At 39.0% G+C, this 20,350-nt stretch carries 17 protein-coding genes; 10 read left to right on the top strand and 7 right to left on the bottom strand.

The genetic code is table 11. The annotated features are described in order from the left end of the window. Positions 1-14: 14 nt before the first annotated feature. The 3 genes from BUA72_RS14955 to BUA72_RS14945 form a co-directional block, all read right to left on the bottom strand. Complete coding sequence (locus tag BUA72_RS14955) at positions 15-710, bottom strand: DUF3307 domain-containing protein (RefSeq protein ID WP_047455747.1); 696 nt, start codon at positions 708-710, stop codon at positions 15-17. A 2-nt stretch (positions 711-712) separates the two neighbouring features. Beyond that, positions 713-1,318, bottom strand: a complete 606-nt coding sequence (locus tag BUA72_RS14950) for a SatD family protein (protein WP_072923646.1) — start codon at positions 1,316-1,318, stop codon at positions 713-715. Between the two features lie 172 nt (positions 1,319-1,490). Further along, positions 1,491-3,392, bottom strand: a complete 1,902-nt coding sequence (locus BUA72_RS14945; RefSeq protein WP_072923645.1) for an endonuclease — start codon at positions 3,390-3,392, stop codon at positions 1,491-1,493. A 193-nt stretch (positions 3,393-3,585) separates the two neighbouring features. On the opposite strand from BUA72_RS14945, the gene BUA72_RS14940 reads away from it, so the two are divergent. From BUA72_RS14940 to BUA72_RS14900, 9 genes are all read left to right on the top strand, one after another. Beyond that, the gene (locus tag BUA72_RS14940) at positions 3,586-4,725 is read left to right on the top strand and encodes an acyl-CoA dehydrogenase family protein (RefSeq protein WP_034730182.1); all 1,140 of its coding nucleotides are present in this window, start codon (positions 3,586-3,588) and stop codon (positions 4,723-4,725) included. A gap of 238 nt (positions 4,726-4,963) precedes the next feature. Continuing rightward, positions 4,964-7,891, top strand: coding sequence for a reprolysin-like metallopeptidase (locus BUA72_RS14935; RefSeq protein WP_072923643.1), 2,928 nt, complete (start codon positions 4,964-4,966; stop codon positions 7,889-7,891). Positions 7,892-8,123: 232 nt separating this feature from the next. Further along, a complete protein-coding gene (locus BUA72_RS14930; protein WP_072923642.1) occupies positions 8,124-10,358 on the top strand; it encodes a zinc-dependent metalloprotease in 2,235 nt (744 codons plus the stop codon). Between the two features lie 473 nt (positions 10,359-10,831). Then, the gene (locus tag BUA72_RS14925) at positions 10,832-11,548 is read left to right on the top strand and encodes a glycohydrolase toxin TNT-related protein (protein WP_047455758.1); all 717 of its coding nucleotides are present in this window, start codon (positions 10,832-10,834) and stop codon (positions 11,546-11,548) included. Between the two features lie 10 nt (positions 11,549-11,558). Further along, a complete protein-coding gene (locus BUA72_RS14920) occupies positions 11,559-11,978 on the top strand; it encodes a hypothetical protein (protein WP_072923640.1) in 420 nt (139 codons plus the stop codon). 180 nt (positions 11,979-12,158) lie between these two features. Then, positions 12,159-12,626: a pyrophosphohydrolase domain-containing protein gene (locus BUA72_RS14915; protein WP_072923638.1), complete on the top strand. Its 468-nt coding sequence runs from the start codon at positions 12,159-12,161 to the stop codon at positions 12,624-12,626. A gap of 1 nt (position 12,627) precedes the next feature. After that, entirely contained in the window at positions 12,628-13,194 is a 567-nt protein-coding gene (locus BUA72_RS14910; protein WP_072923636.1) for a TlpA family protein disulfide reductase, read from the top strand. A 2-nt stretch (positions 13,195-13,196) separates the two neighbouring features. Further along, complete coding sequence (locus BUA72_RS14905) at positions 13,197-13,802, top strand: DUF4230 domain-containing protein (protein WP_072923635.1); 606 nt, start codon at positions 13,197-13,199, stop codon at positions 13,800-13,802. Positions 13,803-13,814: 12 nt separating this feature from the next. Continuing rightward, complete coding sequence (locus tag BUA72_RS14900) at positions 13,815-13,997, top strand: hypothetical protein (RefSeq protein WP_047455765.1); 183 nt, start codon at positions 13,815-13,817, stop codon at positions 13,995-13,997. A 356-nt stretch (positions 13,998-14,353) separates the two neighbouring features. On the opposite strand, the gene leuB is transcribed toward BUA72_RS14900, so the two are convergent. The 4 genes from leuB to BUA72_RS14880 are packed head-to-tail and all read right to left on the bottom strand — an operon-like array spanning position 14,354 to position 18,652. Next, positions 14,354-15,478, bottom strand: coding sequence for a 3-isopropylmalate dehydrogenase (gene leuB, locus BUA72_RS14895; protein ID WP_072923633.1), 1,125 nt, complete (start codon positions 15,476-15,478; stop codon positions 14,354-14,356). Next, positions 15,459-16,064: a 3-isopropylmalate dehydratase small subunit gene (leuD, locus tag BUA72_RS14890; RefSeq protein ID WP_034730152.1), complete on the bottom strand. Its 606-nt coding sequence runs from the start codon at positions 16,062-16,064 to the stop codon at positions 15,459-15,461. Before leuD ends, leuB begins: the two co-directional genes overlap by 20 nt. Before the next feature lie 14 nt (positions 16,065-16,078). Beyond that, the gene (gene leuC / locus BUA72_RS14885; RefSeq protein ID WP_072923631.1) at positions 16,079-17,467 is read right to left on the bottom strand and encodes a 3-isopropylmalate dehydratase large subunit; all 1,389 of its coding nucleotides are present in this window, start codon (positions 17,465-17,467) and stop codon (positions 16,079-16,081) included. Between the two features lie 21 nt (positions 17,468-17,488). Continuing rightward, positions 17,489-18,652, bottom strand: a complete 1,164-nt coding sequence (locus BUA72_RS14880) for a 2-isopropylmalate synthase (RefSeq protein ID WP_072923630.1) — start codon at positions 18,650-18,652, stop codon at positions 17,489-17,491. Positions 18,653-18,798: 146 nt separating this feature from the next. On the opposite strand from BUA72_RS14880, the gene BUA72_RS14875 reads away from it, so the two are divergent. Beyond that, a complete protein-coding gene (locus BUA72_RS14875) occupies positions 18,799-20,343 on the top strand; it encodes a hypothetical protein (RefSeq protein ID WP_034730146.1) in 1,545 nt (514 codons plus the stop codon). The last annotated feature ends 7 nt before the right edge of the window (positions 20,344-20,350 follow it).

The following is a 20,350-nucleotide window of genomic DNA, read 5'->3' as shown; positions in this document are numbered from 1 at the left end:
AGATTTATTTTATATTACTTTATTAAAATTCCTGTTAAAACAGCCAATCCGAAACTCAACAGTGTTCCGATCAGTACATATTCCGTAAGTTTTCGCTGTTTAGCCTGCGCCAGATCACTGAATCTGAAGACCGATTTGGCGGCCACCATAAAACCTACGCCTTCCCAGTGGTTCACCATAATAAACGTGAAAACCAGAAGACGTTCCAATATTCCGATATATTTTCCTGCACTCGACAGCGATTCGGTTTGCAGACTGCTTTGTGTCTCCGGAACCGGAGTCCATGAAGACAATAATATTTTGATAAAGATGGATGCTGGTGTTGACAGAAACAATGCCGCCATCCCAATTTTTAAAACTCCCTGATTGCTCAGAAAATCAAAATTAAATTCTTTGAAATAGAATGAGATTCCTGCAATCACAAGAATATGCAGCATCTGGTCAATGAAAAACCATCTCTTTTTATTCTTTACGTTTTGAAAGATCAGTTTTGAGGCATCAATAATAAGATGCGTGATCCCAACCAAAATGGAAACCCACCACAGATCTGTATTCCAAAGGAAAACAAAACTTAAAACAGTATGAATCAAAACATGCAGGTACAAATACGGGCTTTTCAGCTTACGGCGTTCTTTATCTGCAACCCAAGAATCTGGCTGAAGAATAAAATCTCCGAATAGATGTGCCAATATGAGTTTAGTAAAGATCATGCTTACAGTTCTGAGATTTTCTTTCTAAAATATTGATTAGTTTCTACGATAAGTTCGTAGTTGGCGCGTTTCAGCCTCTGACTTACGGAGGACTGTGAGATGGCAAATTTCTTAGCGAGATCTTCCTGTGTGATATCCTGGTTCATGATCATTTCGTGAATGATCTCTGCCGTGGCTACCGTCCAGCTGTCGAAATCTTTTGAAGACCATTTCAGGAGGATGTTTAAATCCCTGTCTACGGCTTCGTTGGAGGTTTTTATAGAAACGGTGTGTCCGTCACTCTTAAGGTCGTCCAGCAACCGCCCGGAATGCACATAAGCCGTTCCGTTGGATTCAGTGATTTTTTCAGAGGAAAAATTCTCTTCACCAATGCCTATGGCAATTCTTACATCTAAATTTTCCTGACTTCTTATAAGGGACTTTATGGCTAGAAAACGCCAGAACACTTCATCAATGCTACACTTAAACTGGAACTCGTCTCCTCTGTAGATTTCCCATGCGAGCGGTGAACTTCCCCAATTTTCCAGGAGATTCTTGAGTCTGGTGATCCAAACTTCCGTGTGTGCATGCTGTGAATTTATAATATCACCGGTTATGACCGCTATCATTGTGCAAATATAAGCATAATTACTTATAAATAAAAAATATAAGCAGAAACACTTATAGATATTGATTATTAGTGAATCTGCTTATATCAATTATGTATTGTTTATAAGCTTTTTAGCAAATATTGATGAGATCGCATCGCTTCTCTCGCAATGACTGACTGGGTATATTTTTTTATTTTTTGATAAACTGATACACTTTTTCATCAAGTTTTAAGAAATAAAAACCTGCAGAAAGATTCTGAAGAGAAATATTCTTCTTGTTTCTGAACGGCTCTTTTTCAGTATAAATCAATTTTCCTGAAACATCCAGTACCTGAGCCATCTTAATATCCTGAGTTTCTCCGCTCACGAAAAGATCATCATGAACCGGGTTCGGATATATTTTAAACTCTTTATTTGAAGTGATAAGATCAGTCGTAGATAAAGTTCCTCCAAGATTCTGACAGTAGTTGATCGCATAAGAATCCCATTCACTTAAAGTAAATGTGCTTGTCGGCTGGTTGATGGTGTTTTTTCTGTAAAGAGAAACATTACCGTTTGCATTAGACGTGCTTTTCAAACCGATTGCATCTACCGTACCAAAACCCTTATAGGCTAATTCTAAATACTGACTTCCTGTATACGTCATAGGAGTAGAAGCCGTAACAAATTTAGCCTGTGAATTGGTATAACATGTGAATGCAGCGTTGGGATTTAAAACCACAAATGTTTGATTATTGGCAATTTTACCCTCAAGCTGAAAACTGTCTGAGAAATAATAACTGGTTCCACTGCTGAACTGAATATTCAGATTGTAATTATTCAGATTAACTTCATGTCCTGTTTTATTGGTAATTTCTATCGCCTTATTATTGCCACTTCCTTCAATATATTTGGTAATCATTAAATCCTTTGCAAAACCATCTGAAGCAATCGTGGCTGCTGTTGCGACGTTACTCATTGGAGATTCCAGATATCCTTTATCATAAGATTTTACCGTAAAAGTATAAGTCGTTGATGGAGTCAGCCTATCAATAGTGATACTATTATTTTTAGTAGTAGCAATAGGCGTTGCGGCACCATTCATATAAATTTTGTACCCTAAAATATCTGTATCTGTACTTGGTGTCCAGCTTAAATTGACAAAATTGGCATTCTGTTGCGCTACCGACAGGTTGATTGGGGCAGAAGGCGAAGTTGTATCAGGCGTTTCAGACCAGATTAAATCAACCCAGCCCGGATTATCAATAAATGGATTTCTATTTTTCTGAATACTGTAGACCGTATTATTTCTGTCTATTTCCCTTTGTGAAACAGGATCCAAAGCATTCCACTGTTTTAACATCGTAATATAAGCAGGTTCAAAAGCACGTTCTTCCGTACCATCCAACTGGGATTCGTCATTGGCCGGAGTGGTTCCTGCATTATAATTAAACGCGTTCAGCTTTCCTTCATATCTTACCGCAAAATACAGCAATGCTCTGGCAACATCTCCTTTAAATTCATTGATTGGCTCATAAACGCGTCCTGTATACGCCAAGCCCGGAGTCGCATCGTTTCCAATTTTTGAGCCATTAGTGAAACTATGATAAATTGTCGATCCCGCTACACCATAAGGGTAATTGGACCTTCTCTGATTGATCCATGCATCAACCGGCACTACATAAAACAGATCAGAATACATAGGATAATTACTGATGCTTCCCGTACTGAATGTACTTTGCGGAACCATATGCTCCCGGTTCCACGCGATTCCTTCTCCTGTAATAGAACCTGATCCCTGCAATTGTGTGGAATTGTACTCATATGAATCTGGTCCGTTCGGAATTTCTGAGTAAATATCTAATAATATATAGTTTCCATTGGAAGGATTATTCGTGTTGTTATGATCGTAATAAACATCTAGATCTGTCTGTTTATAATATTCCTGCAAGTCACCATAGTGCCAGTTGACATTCTTTTCAGCAATAATATCATGCAATTTAGACTTCAGCGCATAGCCTGTAAGTCCCACTGTTCCGTCATAATATCCCGCCGGAGCTTGAGCAGAAATAAATGAGGAGATTAAAATAATAGGTAGTAGAAGTTTTTTCATTCCTTAAAAATTGGGAGGCTAAAATAGTAAATTAAAACACTTAAAGTTCTGAAAAATTTATTAAAAAATCATTAATTATGAAAATATAAAAAATTGATTATTAAAATATTGCGTATATGATCCTATGAGCTAAATAATTATTTTTGGCTTTCCGTCAATTTAATTATCTTTGGGAACTAACTATTTTATCTATATGAACACAGAGACTATTGACAACATTAAAATGATAGCGGAGACAGCAAGAGAATTTGCTGAGAAAAATATCAGACCGAATATTATGGAGTGGGACGAGAGCCAAACATTTCCAAAAGACTTATTTCACCAGTTAGGAGAAATGGGATTTATGGGGATCGTAGTTCCTGAGCAGTACGGAGGTTCCGGTCTGGGTTATCATGAATATGTTACCATTCTGGATGAAATCTCTCAGGTAGACCCTTCTATCGGTCTTTCTGTAGCAGCACACAATTCACTTTGTACCAATCATATCTATGAGTTCGGAAATGAGGAACAGAGACACAGATGGCTTCCACAGCTTGCTTCAGGTAAAGTAATCGGCGCATGGGGACTTACAGAGCACAATACGGGTTCTGATTCAGGAGGTATGTCTACGACTGCTGTAAAAGACGGTGATGACTGGGTGATCAACGGTGCTAAAAACTTCATCACTCACGCGATTTCTGGAGATATTGCCGTAGTAATGACCAGAACAGGTGAAATAGGAGCTAAAAATAACTCTACTGCTTTTGTTCTGGAAAAAGGAATGCCGGGCTTCACGTCAGGAAAAAAAGAAAATAAATTAGGAATGCGTGCTTCTGAAACGGCTGAACTTATTTTCGACAGCGTTCGTGTACCGGATTCTCACAGATTAGGAGAAGTTGGAGAAGGTTTCAAGCAGGCTATGAAAATCTTAGATGGTGGTAGAATTTCTATCGCTGCTTTGAGTTTAGGAACAGCAAGAGGAGCTTACAAAGCTGCTTTAAAATATGCTAAAGAAAGACACCAGTTTGGAAAAGCAATCGCTGAATTCCAGGCCATCAACTTTATGCTTGCTGATATGGCAACAGAAATTGATGCTGCTGAACTTTTGATCCAAAGAGCATCTACATTGAAAAATGCCAAACAAAAAATGACCAAAGAAGGAGCAATGGCTAAATTATACGCTTCTGAGGCTTGTGTAAGAATTTCCAACAATGCCGTACAGATCTTCGGAGGTTACGGATATACAAAGGACTTCCCTGCTGAGAAATTCTACAGAGATTCTAAATTATGCACCATCGGTGAAGGAACTTCAGAAATCCAGAGAATGGTAATCGGAAGAGATATTACAAAATAACTGATGATTTTCAAGTTCTGACCTAAAAATCAGATTGAGAATTATTTCATGAATAAACCAATAGCATACGTATTTTGCGTATGCTATTTTCTTTTTATGAGATAATGTGTTTTCAATAATATTCAATGTATTACATAATATATTAAATGAATACTCCAAATTTTTCTTAAATAATTTTGTTTTTCGTAACATAAAAATCATTAGCTTTGATATTCCACAACCAAAACAAATAATTAATATGAAAAAACAATTATCCATGATTGGAATGCTTCTCATTACGGGCATTTCTTTCGCGCAGACTGACCGTCTCTGGAGCGAAGGTTCAAAAAAAGCACCTTCAGACATTTTTGAAAACAAAACCCAAATCACTAATCCGAAGATTTACAACTTAGATTTTGACGGATTAAAAAATGCACTTGCCAAAGCTCCCAAAAGATTAGCTGCGGGAGAAAAATCAGAAACCATTATTTCTTTTCCCAATTCTGAAGGGAAGATGGAAAACTTTAAAGTAAGGGAAAATTCAAACTTCGACCCTCAGCTTGCCGCGAAATATCCGGATATTAAATCTTATGTAGGCGAAGGCCTTAACGATCCCAATTCAACAGTTTACTTCAGTATTTCTTCACTCGGACTTTCTTCTATGGAGATTTACGGTGATAAATCTGCTGTTTTCATTGAACCGTATGCTAAAGATCTTTCGTCTTATGTAGTATACAGAAAATCAGATAAAAAAGACAACCTCAACAAATTCGAATGTACCGTTATTGATGTGGCTCAAAAAGGAGTATCCAACACCAATATCGCTGCAAGACCCAACGCAGACGATGCCAAACTTAGAACATTCAGACTGGCGCTTTCCACTACCGGAGAATACACTGTATATTTCGGAGGGACTAAAGCCAATGCGCTGGCAGCCATCAACAACACCATGACGCGTGTAAACGGTGTGTTTGAAAAAGATTTTGCCGCAAGAATGGTCCTGATCGCCAATAACGACGCTGTAATCTATACCAACGCTTCCACAGACCCTTACTCTGCCTCTTCAGGAATGAGCAGCTGGAACTCCCAGCTTCAAAGCACCCTGACTTCAGTGATCGGTGAAGCCAACTATGACATCGGACACTTATTCGGAGCTTCCGGAGGTGGCGGAAACGCTGGCTGCATCGGATGTATCTGTACCAACGGTTCTAAAGGAAGCGGATATACTTCTCCGGCAGATGCCATTCCTTCAGGAGACAATTTCGATATTGATTATGTTGCCCACGAAATGGGACATCAGTTCGGAGGAAATCACACCTTCTCTCATGGTAATGAAGGTACCGGAGTCAATATGGAACCGGGCTCAGGATCTACTATCATGGGATATGCGGGAATTACGGCTCAGGATGTTCAACCTCATTCAGATGCGTTCTTCCATGCGGTAAGTATTCAGCAGATTACCAATAATATTAAAGCTAAAACCTGTCCGGTAAGCACTTCTACAGGAAATGCCATTCCTACAGCCAATGCAGGTCTTGATTATACGATTCCAAAAGGAACGCCATTTATGCTGACAGGAACAGGAACTGACGCTAATGGAGATTCATTAACTTATATCTGGGAACAGATGGATAATGCTTCATCGTCACAAACCGGAGCCAGCTCTGCAGCAAGTGCTACGAAAGCATCAGGTCCTACTTTCAGATCATGGACTCCAACAACTTCTCCGGTAAGATATTTCCCTAGAATGTCATCTATCTTAACAGGAGGCACTACTACTGCCGGTACAGAGATCGCAGTGGAAGCTCTATCCAACGTAGCCAGATCATTAAATTTCAGATTTACCGTTCGTGACAACAGAGCCGGAGGTTCAGGAAACAATTCCGACGATGCACTGGTTACGGTAAACGCAACTGCGGGACCATTCAGTGTGTCTTCCCAAAACTCAGCCATATCTTATGCGGCAGGAAGCTCACAGACCGTTACATGGAACGTAGCAGGAACAACAGCCAATAACGTCAATGCTGCTAATGTAGACATCCTTTGGTCCACAGATAGCGGAAATACATGGACTACCCTTCTTGCCGGAACTCCTAATGACGGATCTCAGGCGGTAACGATTCCAAATTCATCTACTACGACAGGAAGAATTATGGTAAAAGGTTCTAATCATATCTTCTTTGATGTGAACAATGCCAATATTACCGTTAATGCAGGTTCAGGTACAGATACCATAGCTCCTACAGCTCCTACCCTTGCTGCTTCCGGAACTACAGCGACGACCACTAATCTTTCCTGGAGCGGCGCTACCGACAACGTAGGCGTTACAGGATATGATGTATATATGAACGGATCCGTGATTGGTAATACTGTGTCTACTACTTATACAGTAACCAGTTTAACCCCTGCAACCACTTACAGCTTCACGGTTAAATCTAAAGATGCGGCAGGAAATGTATCACCTTCAAGTAACACGGTAAGCGTAACAACCCTTACAGGAGGAACTGTGACTTACTGTTCTGCTTCTGCTAACAATACTGCTGACGAAAGAATCGGAAACGTGAAATTCGGAACCATCAACAATACTTCAACAGGTACTGCAGGATATGAGAACTTCACATCCGTTTCTACCAACGTAACAAGAGGAAGCGCATACACCATCTCAGTAACTCCAACGTGGACTTCAACGGTTTACAGCGAGGCTTATGCAGTGTATATTGATTACAACGGTGACGGAGACTTTACAGACAGCGGAGAATTAGCATGGACTAAAACAGGCTCTACTACAACTCCGGTAACGGGAAGTATTACGATTCCTGCTACTGCAACCATTGGCTCTACAAGAATGAGAGTAATGATGCAGTACAGCTCCGTTCCGACATCTTCATGTGGTTCATATACGTATGGCCAGGTTGAAGACTACACCCTTAATATCGTTTCTTCAGGCAGAGGAGAACTTTCTGATACCAAAGATTTAATCGCCGGATTCAGACTGTATCCAAACCCTGTAAAAGATGTATTATATATTTCAAACACGACATCTGAAGATTATAAGATCTTCGATATGGGTGGAAAACTAATCAACTCAGGAAAACTGGAAAGAGGCAGCGTGAATGTAAGCGGATTGATCAAAGGAGCTTACATGATCCAGATTGGAGACAATTCCAAGAGATTCATTAAAAACTAATAACCACAAACCTATTTATTCAATACTGCCTCTTTTGGGGCAGTATTTTTTTTGAATTTTTTTAACCATTTAAATCAAATCTAATGTATTTTTTTCGGTATTGTAAAATTTGAATTATTATTCAACATTAAAACACACAAATTAATGAATGACTATATAAAATGTTGTAGATGAGTGCTTTTCATATAATTTTATTCACTAATTTTAGATTTACCAATTATAATATATTTATATGAAACAACAATTATTCATGATCGGGATGCTTATGATGACAGGCATCACTTTCGCTCAAACAGACCGCGTATGGTCTCAGGCTTCACTCAAAAATTCTTCTGAAGTACTCGAAGACAAAACAGGTATTGAAGATCCAAGAATCTTCAGACTTGACATCAATGGATTAAAGAATACGCTGTCTGCTGCTCCTAAAAGACTGGTCGTAGGACAGAAATCAGAAATCATTATTTCTTTCCCCAATTCTGAAGGAAAGATGGAAAACTTTAAGGTAGCCGAAAATTCAAACCTCGCTCCTGAGCTGGCTGCAAAATACCCGGACATCAAGTCTTACGTGGGACAAGGTATCAATGATGCCAGTTCTACCGTCTATTTCAGCATCTCTCCATTAGGATTATCATCAATGGAAATTTATGGTGATAAGTCGGCTGTTTTCATTGAACCTTACACCAAAGATCTGTCTACGTATGTGGTTTATAAAAAATCAGACAAAAAGGAAAGCCTTAACAAATTCGAATGTACAGTGCTTGATGTAGCACAAAAGGGAACTGCTGTTGCGGCTAAAAATGCCAACGATTCTACTCTGAGAACTTTCAGACTGGCATTGTCGTGTACAGGAGAATACACCACCTATTTCGGAGGGGCTAAAGCCGATGCATTGGCAGCCATGAACAATACGATGACCCGCGTAAATGGTGTTTTTGAAAAAGATTTTGCAGCAAGAATGGTTTTGATTGCCAATAATGACGACGTCATTTATACCAATGCCTCTACGGATCCATATTCAGCATCCTCACAAAAGCAGAAATGGAGCTATGAGCTGATGCAAACTTTAAATTCTACCATCGGAAATGCAAATTTTGATATAGGCCACGTATTCGGGAAAGATGGCGGCGGCGGAAATGCAGGATGCATCGGCTGTTTATGCAGTAATGACACTTCTTATACAACACAGTCTGGTGTGAGATATCCCAACAATTACAAAGGCAGCGGCTATACTTCTCCGGCCAATGGCGTTCCTTCAGGAGATACTTTTGACATCGATTATGTTGCCCACGAAATGGGACATCAGTTTGGCGGAAATCATACCTGGTCTTACGACACACAAGATGGCCTGCAGCCTGTTGAGCCCGGCTCAGGATCTACGATTATGGGATATGCCGGAATTACAAACTATGATGTTCAGCCGAATTCAGATTCCTTTTTTCATGCACTGAGTATTGAGCAGATTACCAACAATATTAAATCAAAAACCTGTTCAGCTGATACCGCTACTAGAAATTCAATACCTACAGCCAATGCAGGAGCAGATTACACCATTCCTAAAAGCACACCGTTTATGCTGACCGGAGTTGGTGCTGATGCCAATGCAGGAGATGTTCTTACCTATATCTGGGAACAGATGGATAAAGGAACCTCTTCCCAAACAGGAGCCACTTCCGCCGCAACTGCAACGAAAACAGCAGGCCCTACTTTCAGATCATGGACGCCAACAGCTTCTCCGGTAAGGTATTTCCCGAGAATGGCATCTGTTTTAGCCGGTTCTACCACGACAGCAGGCACCGACATCAATGTAGAAGCCTTGTCATCAGTAGCCAGAACATTAAACTTCAGATTTACCGTTCGTGACAACAGAGCCGGAGGAGCCGGAAACAGTTCAGATGATACAAAAATCACCGTGAACGGAACGGCCGGACCATTTAATATCACGACTCAGAATTCAGCAGTAACCTATACCGGAGGAACTTCTCAAACGGTAAGCTGGAATGTGGCAGGAACAACAGCCAATGGAGTCAATGCAGCGAATGTAGATATCTTGTGGTCAACAAACAGCGGAAGCACATGGACTACTCTGCTTGCCGGAACTCCTAATGATGGATCTCAGGCAGTAACCATTCCTAATGCAGCGACTACAACGGGAAGAATCATGGTAAAAGGTTCCAATCATATTTTCTTTGATGTCAACAACGCAAACATTAAGGTGAATGCAAGTGTCGCAAAAGCTGTTCAGGAAACCAAGGAAGCCCTTACAGAGTTTAAAGTATATCCAAATCCTGTAAAAGATGTCCTTAATATTTCCAATACTACGTCTGAAGAGTATAAGATCTTCGATATGTCCGGAAAAGTCATCAGTTCAGGAAAACTGGAAAGAGGCAGCGTGAATGTAAGCCAACTGATCAAAGGAGCTTATGTGATCCAGATTGGAGAAGCTACGAAGCGATTTATAAAAAACTAAGTACATTTTAATATCCTTTGAAAGGCCGTTCAGCAATGAGCGGTCTTTTTTCATGAATGATGATTGATACAATATAAATGATACCAATGAAAACAGAAAATGATATTACGATAGTTTTCATCTTCCAACTAAACAGATAAATATTTACTGTTAAAAACGAGTCAATTAACAAATTTCACGCAGTGATAATATTTTATTTTAAAAACATCCACTACAATTTGATTTTTTGATTTAAATTTATCACTCAAAATCATCTTCAATTGTACCCTTGAACCCGCTTCTATATAAAGGAAGTTCAAAACTGAATTTTCTCCAGTGATTGCATTTGCAATTTCTGACAGGTATACTACATCCAATCAGCTTTACTCCTTCTATATTGGATTTTTATACATCTTATCACTACTCCCAACAGAAACCGGAAGGGTGACTGATATAATTCTTCAAAAAAAACTAAAACCATAAAAACTTTTACCATGAAACACTTATTTAAGTACATTTTCTTTTTGGCAATTGCTACGTTTTCAATTGCCTGTAGCTCCGATAACGATGAGGAAATAATCCTCAATCCGGGAGGCGTCACCCACGTATTTTACAAAAATGCGGATGAGTTTGCTCTAACCTATGATACGGCCGGAACTGTAAGCCCGGCAATCAGGAATCAGGCATTTGATTTATACAAGCAAGGCCAATGGAGTGCTCTGGAAGCCCTTTTCAATGCCAATAAGCTGAATGGTGGCTGGCCGCCTGCTAACGGCGGATATAATATCTATGATGATGTTCCTTTCCTGGCCGGGCAAAAATTCGACAGATACAGTGGCGCTGTCGGGAACTATGACGGAAACGGAATTCCTACTTTAGGAGGAAGTTTTACCAGTCCGATTATCAACGGATATGTTTATACTTTTACTCAAAGAGCATTAAACCAACCGGAAAACAAGTATGATTTTTATTATGAAATTGATGTTTTGAATAATCTACTCCCTTTCAAATCTCAGGTAGCAGATGTCATTCCGTGGTTTAATCAAGCGGGAGGCGGAAAACAGACGATGTGGAAAATCCCGATTGATGTAACCACAGGTTATCAGAAAACATGGAATAAACTGGCACAGGAAGGTTATATAAAAATTACCATTAAGAAAAGTCCCAGCGGAAAATATAATAACTTAGTAGGCACAGTTATTCAGCAATAAATAAACGTACATGTATTCAATCTCAAAAAAAATAAATATTGGCCCGCAGGCTCTTATCGCTAAGAATTTTTTCAGCAATGACGAAATCATTCCGGCTGCTGTAACAACATTCACCTGTTGTGACTGTGGCCATACCAATACCATTACAATAAGGCCTTACGAATCCGGATTTCCGATTTTCCAGATTTACAGTGAGGACAAAGTATTATCAAAAACAGAACTATTAAGAAACAAAATGGTCACCGAAACTTCAGCCAGAATGATTCATTTTGGAGCATTAACGGTTACGGATTTACCCACTTTATACTTTGGTGCCCAATGTGAATCCTGTCATGCAAAATACATCGCTGTATTCAGTTATGGGGAAAAGCAACCGGGACTGACCGTTTTAAACATCTCGGGGGTCTGGAAATATGAGGATTCGGAATAATTTATTTTGGATACAATTTATCAATTTACTTCTTGAATAATTTAAAATTCGGAAGATCATTCATAACAAATCCACAGTTTTCACGCTGTGGATTTTTCATGGACCTATGGCCACAATATGCAGTCTCCATTACAAATTTTCCAAAATCGTTTTCTATCTTTGCTGTAAATAATAAAATTCATGGATAAAATTGATAGTCTGAACCAAGTTGCAGAATTCCACACCACTTTTAAAGCCCCTATTTTAGATACACCACAGATCCCTTCTCAGGAAAGATGCAATCTTAGAGTTGAACTTTTGCAGGAAGAATTAAATGAACTGAAGCAGGCTATTGCTGATAATGATATCGTAGAAATTGCTGATGCTCTGTGTGATCTTCAGTATGTATTGAGCGGTGCTGTCCTTGAATTCGGACTTGGCAGTAAATTTGTAGAGCTATTCAACGAAGTACAGCGTTCCAATATGTCAAAAGCTTGTGACAATGAAGAACAGGCAGAGGAAACTGTAGCATTTTATAAAGAAAAAGGAGTAGAATCTTTTTATGAAAAATCAGGAGAGAAATTTAATGTCTACAGAAAAGCAGACCATAAAGTTCTTAAAAATAAGTGCTACTCCCCTGCAGATTTAAAAACAATCATCGAAAAATAATATGAAGAAATTTATTACCAATATTGTTGCCGTTTCAAGTCTTTTTCTGGCTTCGCAGCAGTTCAGCGCCCAGAAGGTGGTGATGAACCGTGAAGTGGAAACTCAGAATGATGGCAAAATGCTTTTGGGAAACCAGTTCAAAGAGCAGTTTTTAAAAGCTCCGTATGCAGACTGGTACGTGAAAGAGCATGACGAATACGCTGTAGACCAGAAAGCTGTAGATCAACTGAGAAAGGCCAAATTCAATACCTATTCACTGGTAGTTTTTATGGGAACCTGGTGTGAGGACAGTCACAGGGATTTCCCAAGGCTGATGAAGATTCTGGAAGATTTAAAATATCCTGACAATAAGGTAACCATCATTGCTGTTAACCGTAAAAAAGAATCTCCTACAGGGGATGAAGTACGTTACAATATTCAGAAGGTTCCTACTATTATCGTAGAAAAATACGGTAAAGAGATCGGAAGGATCATAGAAATGCCTACCTCCGGATACATTGAAAGAGATCTGGTTGAAATTGTGAAAAAAGATGACAGTTCTGTAATCAAAGAAATCTTTGGCAAATAGTGTTGAGAAATTATAAAGTAATTATATCATTCGCAGCGGGAATTCTCGTGATGCTGATTCTGTTCTTCGGACTAAAATCATGTTTTAATCTAAGCGAAAAGACGGAAAAGTCAGATTATTATATCCTGACCAACCAGATTTCCAAGATGAATAAAATGGTGGTCATGGAACAGGACATCTCCAGCATGCAGAAAACGAAAATGGGCTACGAAGTGTTTGGAAAAGAAGTTTCCAACAACAGCATTATCACGTACACCAAAACCAATGCACAGGTTTCCTATGATCTTAACAAAATGAAGATCGAAGTAGATTCCATCAACAAAAAACTGGTGATTACGGCACTTCCTGACGCGGATATCAGAATTACGCCAAGCGTTGAGATTCAGTCGCTGGACGATTCTTTCTTCAACAGGATTTCTGAAAAGGATATTAAAAACGTGACCCAGAAAGCCAAGGAAACCGCGATTAATTCGGTTAATCAGAATCAATTGAGAACCGAAGGGCGCAAACAATTAATGGAAAATCTGAATAATATTTTCGTTTTGGCAAAAGCTTTGAATTATACCATAGAAGATGAAACCGGCAAGCTCGGTGTTTTAGGACTCTAAAAAATGTAAGCTATGAATTCAGAAGACAACAAAAAGAAGGAATCTGCCAATTCAGCAGAAACGAAAAAACAGAATGAGGATTTTCAAAATATTCCTGCTTCCTCAGAGAAAAGCAACCCGCCTGATATTGACAAAGAAGATGTTCAGAAGTCTTCTAAAAACAAATCTGGAAAAACGGATAATACTAAAAAATAAACCAACGGTTCTGCTCATTTGAGTGGAACCTTTTTTATTGATTTTTTTTAACCACAAAAGTCACAAAAGCTTTTTGAACACTTAAGTTTATTTCAAGTTTAAATTCAAGCTGCAGAGAAGAGCACTTAAGTTTTATAAAAATCGAAGATTTTTACTGATGACAGCTAAAAAACACATGATCTGTGTAATCTGATGGAAAGAGAATCTTAATGTTTTAAAAAGCATACATTAAAATCTGTGTCATCTGAGAAATCTGCGGGAGATACGAAAAGTAAGCCGGCAGAAACAGAAAGATTCCGCTCAAATACATGAACAGAACCTTTCTTACTAATCTATTATTATATGGACTTAAATGATCATACGATGGTGGATTTTCCAATTTTAATATTCTCGAAATTGTAATAAGATTTCTCAGAATACTTAATATAATCCGCGATAAAACTTCCCACTTCATTGGTGGAATAATGCTGCTCCGAATTAAGATCTACCGTTACATATCTGTTTTCTATAGCATGCTCCACCGCTCTTCTCAATTTTTCTGCGGCTTCCGGAAGTTCAAGATAATCAAGCATCATGGCTGTACTTAAGATTGAGGCTACAGGATTGGCAATACCTTTTCCTTTTGCCTGTGGATAAGACCCGTGAATAGGCTCAAACAATGCATTCTCCTCACCTATCGACGCCGAAGGAAGAAGCCCGATAGAACCACCGATAACGCTTGCTTCATCAGAAATAATGTCTCCGAACATATTTTCTGTCAGAATCACATCAAACTGTTTCGGATTAAGAATCAGTTGCATCGCTGCGTTATCTACAAACAAATAATCCAGCTGCACATCAGGATACTGAGACGCAATTTTCTGGCAGGTTTTTCTCCAGAGTCTTGAAGTGTCCAAAACATTGGCTTTGTCGATAAGGGTCAGTTTTTTCTTTCTTTTTTCTGCTTCTCTAAAGGCCATGTGTGCGATAGGAATAATATCTTCTGTGCTGTATTTACAGACATCATAAGCGTATTTTCCATCAGGATCTGTAAATTTCTCACCGAAATAGATTCCGCTTACGAGTTCCCTGAAAATCTGAATATCCGTTCCTTCAATAATATCTCTTTTTAAAGGACTCTTGTCAATCAGTGAAGCATACGTTTTCAAAGGTCTGATATTCGCGTATAATCCCAATTCTTTACGAAGTTTCAATAAACCCTGTTCAGGTCTTACTTTAGCTTCAGGATTATTGTCGAACACAGGATCTCCGATGGCTCCGAACAGAACTGCATCAGAATCTCTGCAGATCTTCAATGTTTCATCAGGTAGCGGATCGCCTGTTTTAAAAATAGCTTCAGCCCCCATTAATCCATAGGAAAACTGAAAATTACATTTAAAAACCTCCGCCACTGCATCCAGTATTTTAATGCTTTCGCCGACTACTTCTGGCCCAATCCCGTCTCCGGGTAGGACCGCAATTTTAAAATAACTGTTGCTCATACTTTTGTGTTTTTAGTTCAAACTGTTTTATCGCCTGTTTTTTGCTGATTAAAAAATCAATATCGTCATAGCCGTTGAGAAGGCATATTTTTTTATAGGAGTCAAGTTCAAAAGTTTCTGTTTTTCCGTTAAAACTGATCGTCTGCTGCTCTACATCCACATCGATTTCGGACTCAGGGTTTTCTGTCGTATTTTTTAAAATTTCCTTTAAAAATTCTTCTGAAACTTTTACAGGAAGAAGACCATTATTTAAGGCATTTCCTTTAAAAATATCCGCAAAGTAACTTGATACAATGACTTTGAATCCATAATCCGTCAAAGACCACGCCGCATGCTCTCTGCTGCTTCCGCAACCGAAATTGTTTCCTGCAACCAGGATTTCACCGCTGTATCTGGTATTATTCAACACAAAATCAGGATTAGGTTCTCCTGTATGCATATTAAACCTCCAGTCTCTGAAAAGATTCTCTCCAAAGCCTTTTCTGTCAATGCTTTTCAGGAATCTAGCAGGAATAATCTGGTCTGTATCTATATTTTCTGCCGGTAATGGTACCGCGCGGGATGTTATATGTTTTAATTTTTGCATTACGTCTTGATCTTTTAGTTTAAGCTTTCAAAAGCTGAAATTCTACCTTCTATCGCTGCTTTGGCTGCAGTAAGCGGACTGGCGAGGATCGTTCTTGCTCCTTGTCCCTGTCTGCCTTCGAAATTCCGGTTGGAGGTAGAAACACAATATTCACCTTCAGGAATTTTATCATCATTCATAGCCAAACAGGCTGAACATCCCGGCTGGCGGATCTGAAATCCTGCATCGTTGAAGATTTTATCCAAACCTTCTTCATAAATCTGCTTAACGACCTGCTGAGAACCCGGAACGATCAGGGCTTTTACATTCTCTGATTTATTTTTCCCTTTAATATACTGAGCCGCAGAACGAAAATCTTCTATCCTTGCATTGGTACAGCTTCCGATAAATACATGATGGACTTTAATGCCTGAAACCTCCTGTCCGGCTTTCAGCCCCATATACTGAAGGGCTTTTTCTTCAGATTCATTCTGTGGGACCGGAATAACTTCATGGACTGAAATTCCCATTCCCGGATTGGTTCCGTAAGTAATCATTGGAAATATGTCCGAGGCATCAAAAGTTAATTCTTTGTCAAAAACAGCTCCTTCATCGGTTTTCAACGTTTTCCAATAGCCAAGTTTATCAGTCCATTCCTCACCTTTTGGTGCAAATGTTCTTCCTTTTACATATTCAAACGTGGTTTCGTCCGGCGCAATCATTCCGCCTCTGGCTCCCATTTCAATGCTCATATTGCAGACGGTCATTCTTCCTTCCATAGACATTTCTTCGAAAATGTTTCCGGCATATTCACAGAAATAACCCGTTCCGCCATCGGTTCCGATTTTAGAAATAATATACAGAATCACGTCTTTTGACTGAACATTTTCATTCAGCTTTCCATTGACGGTGATTCTCATCGATTTAGGTTTATTGAGTAACAGACACTGACTGGCAAAAACCTGCGCCACCTGACTGGTTCCGATGCCGAAAGCAATAGCACCAAAAGCACCGTGCGTAGAAGTATGACTGTCTCCGCAAACGATACTCATTCCCGGCTGAGTAATGCCCAATTCAGGGGCAATAATGTGTACAATTCCCTGGTACTGATGCCCCAATCCGAATAATTCAACATTATTCTTTTTGCAGTTTTCCGTAAGCTGCTCCACCTGATTTCTTGATAATTCATCCCGGATAGGCTGTTCCTGATTCAGAGTCGGAACATTGTGATCTGCCGTAGCTACAATCTGTTTAGGTCTGAAAACTTCAAGATTTCTGGCTTCAAGTTCGGCAAAAGCCTGAGGACTGGTTACCTCATGAATCAGATGTTTGTCTATATAAATGATTTGAGGTCCGTCCGGGACCGTTTCCACAACGTGAGCATCCCAAACTTTATCAAAAAGTGTCTTTCTATTATTATCCATATTCAATATTAAAATCAATCCCTATACTATTTTACGGCTGCAGACTTCCATGATCATGTACAGATCGTCGTTTTTCACTTCTTTTTTCATATCGGCAACCTTTAAAAACTCCTGATATAAGAAATCAAGTTCGTTTTTCGTGATATCGAAACCGATATGCTTGAAACGGTAAGCTAATGCTGAACGACCGCTTCTCGCGGTAAGGATAATCGATGAAGCATTTACGCCTACTTCCCCAGGATCTATAATTTCGTATGTTTCTCTGTTTTTAATCACCCCATCCTGGTGAATTCCCGAACTGTGGGCAAAAGCATTGGCTCCGACAATAGCTTTGTTAGGCTGTACCGGCATTCCCATCAGATCAGAAACCATCACACTCATTTCATTCAGCATTTTTGAATTGATATCGGTGTGAAAGTTTAAATCTTTATGCTGTTTTAAGATCATCACCACTTCTTCCAAAGCTGTATTTCCGGCTCTTTCTCCCAATCCGTTGATGGTACATTCGATCTGGCGGGCTCCATTGACTGCTCCTGCAATGGAGTTAGCGGTTGCAAGTCCTAAATCATTATGGCAATGGCACGAAATAATTGCTTTTTCAATACCTTTTACATTTTCTTTCAGGTATTTGATTTTCTGACCGTATTCTTCCGGAAGGCAATATCCTGTAGTGTCCGGAATATTTAAAACGGTGGCTCCTGCCTTGATCACTTCTTCACAAACCCTTGCCAGATAGGCATTGTCTGTTCTTCCGGCATCTTCAGCATAAAATTCAACATCTTCTACATAGCTTTTGGCATATTTTACAGCTTCAACGGCACGTTCCAGAATATTTTCACGGGTTGAGTTGAATTTAAACTGAATATGAGAATCAGAGGTACCGATTCCTGTATGGATGCGCGGCCTTTTAGCATATCGCAATGCTTCCGCGGCTACATCTATGTCTTTTTTATTAGCTCTTGTCAGTCCGCAGACTTTCGCATTTTTGACCAGCTTTGAAATTTCTGACACCGATTCAAAATCTCCGGGACTTGAAATCGGGAAACCAGCTTCTATTACATCAATCCCTAGCTTATCGAGCCTTTCTGCGATCATCAGCTTTTGCTTTGTATTCAGTTTACATCCGGGAACCTGTTCCCCATCCCTCAGCGTAGTATCAAAAATTTCGATTTTTTCGGAATTCATAATGAAGTTTTTTACTTAATTTTGATCAAAACTACAGCTTACAATATTTTTGCGTTTTCATCTTTTCTGAAAATTACAATATTCAACAGCCGACCAAATAGCCGCATTCATTTAATAATCAATTTATTACATTTTATAAATTTACAATGGCAGAATTGCAGAAAGATTTTTTGTTTGTCCTGATTAAGTCATTAACCACTTCTGAAAAACGTCAGTTCAGGCTCTACGTGAACCGTCTCGGCATTAATGTCGATGCTAAATTTCTGCTCCTTTTTTCGGAACTGGATAAGATGAAAGAATATGACGAGCAGATCATTATCGAGAAAAAAATTTCCACCAAACAGCAGCTTTCGAACCTGAAAGCTCATCTGTACAAACAAATTCTGGTGAGCTTACGAATGAATCCAAGTCATCAGAACTACAGGATACAGCTACGTGAACAGCTTGATTTTGCCAATATTCTTTACCAGAAAGGACTTTATAAGCAGGCTTTAAAAATACTGGACAAAACCAAACAGTCTGCCCTGGAGCTGGATGAAAAAAGCATTGCATCAGAGATCATCAACCTTGAAAAAGTCATTGAATCACAATTCATTACCAGAAGTATTGAAGGCCGTGCCTATGAACTGATCGAGCAGTCTACCGAAATCAGCCGGCAGAATCATTATGCGACGGAACTGTCCAATCTTTCGCTAAAATTATACAGTGAAATGCTGACATACGGTTATGTAAAAAATGATACAGACCGGGAAAAGGTATTACACCTGTTCAATGATCAGATTCAGAAAATTAAACTTGATAAACTGAATTTCACAGAAAAACTTTGGTATTTCAAAGCCCATGTCTGGAAAAACCAGTTGCTGCAGGATTACAAATATACCCTGAAATACGCCTATCAGTGGGTAGATCTGTTTCATAAAAAACCTGAAATGATCATCAGTCATCCGGTGTGGTATATCAAGGGAAACACGTATCTGTTGAAAATCCTGTTCCTATACGGAAATATTGACATTCTTGAGGAGCATTTTGAGAATTTCAATGCGATGGTGAATTCCCAGAATTTTGCCCAGAATGAAAACCTGCAGTCCCTGATTTTTCTTACCCATTACAATACTTTAATGAACATTCATTTTGTAAAAGGTGAATTTTTTACAGGAACTAAACTTATTCCTGAGATTGAGCTGAAGATGGAAAGACTTCGGGAAAGGATTGATGAACACCATTTTATGATTCTTTATCTGAAAATGGCAGCGATGTTTTTCGGAAGCAAAAAGTTTAAAAAATCAATCGAATATTCCATGAAGGTTGTGGAATGTAAAGGCAACGTCCAGGAAGATCTTCTTTTCCACACAAGAATCCTGATCTTAATGGCGAAATACGAGTCTGGAAATGATGAAGACTATGATGAATTCATCAATTCTACCAGAAAGTTTGCCCGGAAAATGAAAAAACCTGAAGCATTTCATTTTGAAAGCATTGAGTTTTTCAAAAACATTAATAACCTGGTATTAGATCAGCACCAGAAAGCTTTTGAGGCTTTTGATGAAGTGCTTGACGGATTCTCTAAAAATGAATATTACAGGAGATCACTGTTCTATATTGATATCCATGGATGGGTACAGTCTAAAGTGAAAAATGTGGATGTGATTGAGATTATTAAGCAGAAAGTAAAGTATAAGAGGAAGAGTTAAAAAACGG

It is taken from the genome of Chryseobacterium sp. OV279, assembly GCF_900128945.1.
Taxonomy (GTDB): domain Bacteria; phylum Bacteroidota; class Bacteroidia; order Flavobacteriales; family Weeksellaceae; genus Chryseobacterium.
The sequence above is the reverse complement of the archived record's forward strand: the minus strand, read 5'-3'. Positions and strand labels throughout refer to the sequence as shown.

Excerpts from the sequence above, each read along its gene's own strand:
- BUA72_RS14930 (WP_072923642.1), top strand. The coding sequence starts at position 8,124 with ATGAAACAACAATTATTCATGATCGGGATGCTTATGATGACAGGCATC.
- leuD (WP_034730152.1), bottom strand. The coding sequence starts at position 16,064 with ATGCAAAAATTAAAACATATAACATCCCGCGCGGTACCATTACCGGCA.
- BUA72_RS14945 (WP_072923645.1), bottom strand. The coding sequence starts at position 3,392 with ATGAAAAAACTTCTACTACCTATTATTTTAATCTCCTCATTTATTTCT.
- BUA72_RS14920 (WP_072923640.1), top strand. The coding sequence starts at position 11,559 with ATGTATTCAATCTCAAAAAAAATAAATATTGGCCCGCAGGCTCTTATC.
- BUA72_RS14875 (WP_034730146.1), top strand. The coding sequence starts at position 18,799 with ATGGCAGAATTGCAGAAAGATTTTTTGTTTGTCCTGATTAAGTCATTA.
- BUA72_RS14910 (WP_072923636.1), top strand. The coding sequence starts at position 12,628 with ATGAAGAAATTTATTACCAATATTGTTGCCGTTTCAAGTCTTTTTCTG.
- BUA72_RS14925 (WP_047455758.1), top strand. The coding sequence starts at position 10,832 with ATGAAACACTTATTTAAGTACATTTTCTTTTTGGCAATTGCTACGTTT.
- BUA72_RS14935 (WP_072923643.1), top strand. The coding sequence starts at position 4,964 with ATGAAAAAACAATTATCCATGATTGGAATGCTTCTCATTACGGGCATT.
- BUA72_RS14950 (WP_072923646.1), bottom strand. The coding sequence starts at position 1,318 with ATGATAGCGGTCATAACCGGTGATATTATAAATTCACAGCATGCACAC.
- leuC (WP_072923631.1), bottom strand. The coding sequence starts at position 17,467 with ATGGATAATAATAGAAAGACACTTTTTGATAAAGTTTGGGATGCTCAC.
- BUA72_RS14940 (WP_034730182.1), top strand. The coding sequence starts at position 3,586 with ATGAACACAGAGACTATTGACAACATTAAAATGATAGCGGAGACAGCA.
- BUA72_RS14880 (WP_072923630.1), bottom strand. The coding sequence starts at position 18,652 with ATGAATTCCGAAAAAATCGAAATTTTTGATACTACGCTGAGGGATGGG.
- leuB (WP_072923633.1), bottom strand. The coding sequence starts at position 15,478 with ATGAGCAACAGTTATTTTAAAATTGCGGTCCTACCCGGAGACGGGATT.
- BUA72_RS14915 (WP_072923638.1), top strand. The coding sequence starts at position 12,159 with ATGGATAAAATTGATAGTCTGAACCAAGTTGCAGAATTCCACACCACT.
- BUA72_RS14900 (WP_047455765.1), top strand. The coding sequence starts at position 13,815 with ATGAATTCAGAAGACAACAAAAAGAAGGAATCTGCCAATTCAGCAGAA.
- BUA72_RS14955 (WP_047455747.1), bottom strand. The coding sequence starts at position 710 with ATGATCTTTACTAAACTCATATTGGCACATCTATTCGGAGATTTTATT.